Source organism: Rhizobium sp. C1 (assembly GCF_021026335.1).
Lineage (GTDB): Bacteria > Pseudomonadota > Alphaproteobacteria > Rhizobiales > Rhizobiaceae > Ensifer_A.
Genome location: NZ_JAJNCY010000018.1, coordinates 1 through 4,064 on the forward strand (window position 1 = coordinate 1; position 4,064 = coordinate 4,064).

Genomic DNA, 4,064 nt, shown 5'->3' on the forward strand with positions numbered 1-4,064 from the left:
AACGCACCATTGAAGACACCTGGCGGCATATCGGCGCGCTCGTCCAAACAATCCAACCAGACGAATGCGCCAACTATCTCCAAAACGCAGGATATGTTTCCGTTAAAAGGTGAAACGCTCTAGCCGCCCCTCACCCTGCCTCCGCTGACGCTCGGCAGACCTCTCCCCGGAGGGGCGAGGGGATAAGCTGACGCTGCGGCGTCCTCCTGCTTCTCCCCAGCGGGGAGAAGGTGGCCCGAAGGGTCGGATGAGGGGGGGGGGCGGCACGCGCCGATGTTGACCGTATGGAAGAGCACTACGGATACCGATGCTGTCCGCCGCGGAAATCGCTTACCGTCAGGCCGACATCACTTGCTGCATGCTCGGCGGCGTTCACGTAAGCCTTGCCATGCCCCCCCGGGATGTCGAGCACGTAATGCGGCTGGCATAGGCCCGAAAGTCTGCCGCGCAGAGAGGCGACCAGCGCCTGTCCTTCCGCGACCGTTAGCCGGAAATGCGCGGTCCCCGGCGCGAGGTCGGGATGGTGCAGGTAATAGGGCTTGATGCGGTTTTCGACGAAGGTCCGCATCAGCTCAGCCAGAACCTCGGCATCGTCGTTGACGCCCTTCAGCAGCACCGATTGGCTGACCATGGCGATGCCCGCGTCCACGAGCCGCGCGCAGGCCTTGCGCCCCGCATGGGTAAACTCGTCCGCATGGTTGGCGTGGAGCGCGACATAGACCGTCTTGCCGGTGGCGCGGAGCAGGGCGATCAGCTCGCCGGAAATCCGCTCCGGATCGACCAGCGGCACGCGGGAATGGATGCGGATGACCTTCACGTGGTCGATCTGGCTTAAGGGTTCCAGCAGCCGTTCAAGCCGGCGCGGTGACAGCACGAGCGGGTCGCCGCCGGTGAGGATGACTTCCCAGATCTCCTCGTGCTCGCGGATATAGGCCAGCGCCGCGTCAAGCTTCTCAGCCGCGAGCAACCCGTCCCCGGCCGGGCCGACCATTTCACGGCGGAAGCAGAAGCGGCAATAGACCGGGCAGACATGCACGGCCTTGAGCAACACCCGATCCGGATAGCGATGCACGACGCCCTCGACCGGCGTCAAGCGCCGATCGGAAATCGGGTCGGCGCTTTCTTCCGGCAGCGTTTCAAGTTCGCGGGCGTCGGGCAGGAACTGCTGGGCCATCGGCCCGTGCGGATCGCGCTCGATCAGCGCCGCCATTTCGGGCGTCACGGCGACCGCATAGCGGGCGGCAACGGCCTCAAGCGCAGGGGAGGGTGTCACGAGCCCGGCCATCGCCAGATCGTCTACAGAATTGAGCGAAACGCCGGCCTTGATCATGGCGCGAACTCCGCAACGGGCGTCCAGATGATATCCTCGATCCGCCGCGCGCCGGTGGCGAGCATCGCCAGCCGGTCGAAGCCGAGCGCGATGCCGCTGGCTTCCGGCATGATCGCGAGGGCGGCCAGAAAATCCTCGTCGATAGGGTAGCGCTCGCCATAGATGCGGGCCTTCTCAGCCATTTCCATCTCGAAGCGGCGGCGCTGTTCGGCGGCGTCCGTCAGTTCGCCGAAGGCATTGGCCAGTTCCACCCCGCAGGCATAGAGCTCGAAGCGTTCGGCGACACGGGCATCCTTGGGAGAGCGCCGGGCGAGGGCCGCTTCGGCGGTGGGATATTCGTAGAGGATCGTCGCCCGACCGATCCCCAGATGCGGTTCGACCTTGCCGACGATCACCTTGGAGAAGAGATCGGCCCAGGTGTCGTCTGCGGAGACGGAGAGGCCATGTGGGCGCATCTGCTCGGCCAGCGCCTCGCGGTCGGTCGTGCCATCTGCACGGATCGTCGCCAGAAGGTCTATCCCGGCATGGCGGGCAAAGGCGTCCGCGACCGTCAGCCGTTCCGGCTCGGTAAAGGGGTCGCATTCGTGGCCGGCAAAGCGGAAGCGGTCGATGCCGGTGGTTCTTGCCGAGAGCTTCAACAGGTCGGCACAGTCGGTCATCAGCTGGTCATAGGTCTCGCCGGCGCGATACCATTCCAGCATGGTGAATTCGGGATGGTGCAGCGGCCCGCGCTCGCGATTGCGCCAGACATGGGCGAAGGTGCAGAGCCGCGTTTCGCCGGCGGCCAGCAGCTTCTTGGCGGCGAATTCCGGCGAGGTGTGGAGATAGAAGGGGAACGCCCGTCCGTCGATGGTGAGCGCCTGCGTTGCAAAGGCATGCAGATGCGCCTCGTTGCCGGGCGAGACCTGAAGCGCCGCCGTCTCCACCTCGACGAAATCGCGCTCGGCAAACCAGAGCCGGAATGCGGCCATGAGCCGGTTGCGACCCATAAGAAAGGGCCGCCGGTCGGCATGGATATGCGGCTGCCACCAGGGGCTGGCGCTGGTCATGGCTCGGTTCACCTGTCGCTCCGGGCGAATTCTTCGCGGCCGGACTGGCGTTTTCATCGAAATTGCGTTAGTGCGGCCCGCAACGGAATTTGAGAACGCGCGCGGGGCCTTTCCGGTCCCTTTAAGGCGCGTTTCATCGAGATACAAGGACGTCTTATGGTCAAGATCATCGCCTCGTCGGTCCGCAAGGGCAATGTCCTCGAAGTCGAGGGCAAGCTTTATGTCGTTCTGACCGCCCAGAACTTCCATCCCGGCAAGGGTACGCCGGTTACGCAGGTCGACATGCGCCGCATCGTCGATGGCGTGAAGGTTTCGGAACGCTGGAAGACGACGGAACAGGTCGAGCGCGCCTTCGTCGAAGACGCTGCGCATTCCTTCCTCTACGCCGACGATGAAGGCTTCCATTTCATGAACCCGGAATCCTATGACCAGCTGGTCATGGACAAGGAATCCGTGGGCGATGCCGCCGCCTATCTCGAAGAGGGCATGAGCGTCATTCTCTCCGTCCATGAAGGTCGCGCGCTGGCTCTCGAACTGCCGCGCCACGCCACGCTCGAAGTTGTCGAGACCGAGCCGGTCGTCAAGGGCCAGACGGCCTCGTCGTCCTACAAGCCGGCAATCCTTTCCAACGGCGTCCGCACGCTCGTCCCCGGTCACATCACCCCCGGCACGCGCATCGTCATCCTCACGGAAGACGGCTCCTACGTCGAGCGCGCCAAGGACTGATCCTGTTTCGCAATGCTGAAATGACAAAGGGCGCTCAACCCGGATAGGGGAGCGCCCTTTGCTTTACCCGGACAATCGCGAACGCGCAGCCGAGAGGGCGCAGCAGGCGATCTTCGATGACGGGTGGTGAGTGATAGATATGATGGCGGAGCGGGAATTCAAGGGCTGATGCACCCTCCCATCTCCCCCCTGGTGGGGGAGAAAGCAAAATCACGGTCTTAGCCGCAGGCTAAGTCGTAGATTTTGCAAGTGAGGGGGTGACGCTGCGTGGACGAAACACCCCCCTCACCTGGAAAATCTAGCACTTAGCCTTCGGCTAAGACGCTGATTTGCCTTCCTCTCCCACAAGGGGAGAGGCTAACCCGGCCTCACCCAACTTCCCCGCCATCAACAACTCGCCTTATCCTGAACCCCTCCCGTCACCGGATGGGCCAGCGACGGTTGGTTCAGGCGGGAGGAGAGCTTGATGGCGCTCGTCGTAACGTGCGGCGGATGTCATCAGGGGGCGCGGGCGGCATTGAGACAAAAACCTCGATGAAACGTTTCCCCCGATGGGCTGCGAATAGCTCGGCGGCCTGGCTTTGCCAGAGAACCCGTCTGCCTCCGCAGACGGTTTAGCGAGGCGGCCCGCGCTTGAGGAATGGAGTCGGATGAGGCTCCCCTTGGCAATCTCGACGGGTCGCGCTGGCGCTCCGCCGTATTTTTTAAACTACCAATCAGGGCGGCGCGTCAGCGTGGCTCTCCGGAAGTTTGCGCCCAGAGACAGGGGCAAGAACGCCAGACCGGAGGATAACTCGGGAGAGGTTTTTTCCGAGGATTTTGGCGTGGCAGGACCTCACTCTCCCCCCTTGAGGGACCGTTGCAAAATTCGGGTGATGTGATTCACTTGGTTTGCAGCGGTTTGGAGAGGATGCGATGTCGGTTCGAGGGTCTGGGCAGTTCAGTTTTGTGGATGCGCT

3 protein-coding genes and 1 pseudogene are annotated in these 4,064 nt (G+C 63.2%); 2 read left to right on the plus strand and 2 right to left on the minus strand.

Annotated elements, in window-relative coordinates; all coding sequences use genetic code 11:
- Positions 1-113 (plus strand): annotated as a pseudogene (locus tag LQK83_RS21500) (IS630 family transposase); the annotation flags it as partial.
- A gap of 182 nt (positions 114-295) precedes the next feature.
- On the opposite strand, the gene LQK83_RS21505 reads toward LQK83_RS21500, so the two are convergent.
- Positions 296-1,330 (minus strand): lysine-2,3-aminomutase-like protein, encoded by a 1,035-nt coding sequence (locus LQK83_RS21505; protein WP_230839531.1) that lies wholly within the window; start codon positions 1,328-1,330, stop codon positions 296-298.
- Entirely contained in the window at positions 1,327-2,379 is a 1,053-nt protein-coding gene (gene epmA, locus LQK83_RS21510; RefSeq protein WP_230839532.1) for an EF-P lysine aminoacylase EpmA, read from the minus strand. Before epmA ends, LQK83_RS21505 begins: the two co-directional genes overlap by 4 nt.
- A 156-nt stretch (positions 2,380-2,535) precedes the next feature.
- On the opposite strand from epmA, the gene efp reads away from it, so the two are divergent.
- Positions 2,536-3,105: an elongation factor P gene (efp, locus tag LQK83_RS21515; protein WP_230839533.1), complete on the plus strand. Its 570-nt coding sequence runs from the start codon at positions 2,536-2,538 to the stop codon at positions 3,103-3,105.
- Positions 3,106-4,064: the final 959 nt, after the last annotated feature.

Excerpts from the sequence above, each read along its gene's own strand:
- LQK83_RS21505 (WP_230839531.1), bottom strand. The coding sequence starts at position 1,330 with ATGATCAAGGCCGGCGTTTCGCTCAATTCTGTAGACGATCTGGCGATG.
- epmA (WP_230839532.1), bottom strand. The coding sequence starts at position 2,379 with ATGACCAGCGCCAGCCCCTGGTGGCAGCCGCATATCCATGCCGACCGG.
- efp (WP_230839533.1), top strand. The coding sequence starts at position 2,536 with ATGGTCAAGATCATCGCCTCGTCGGTCCGCAAGGGCAATGTCCTCGAA.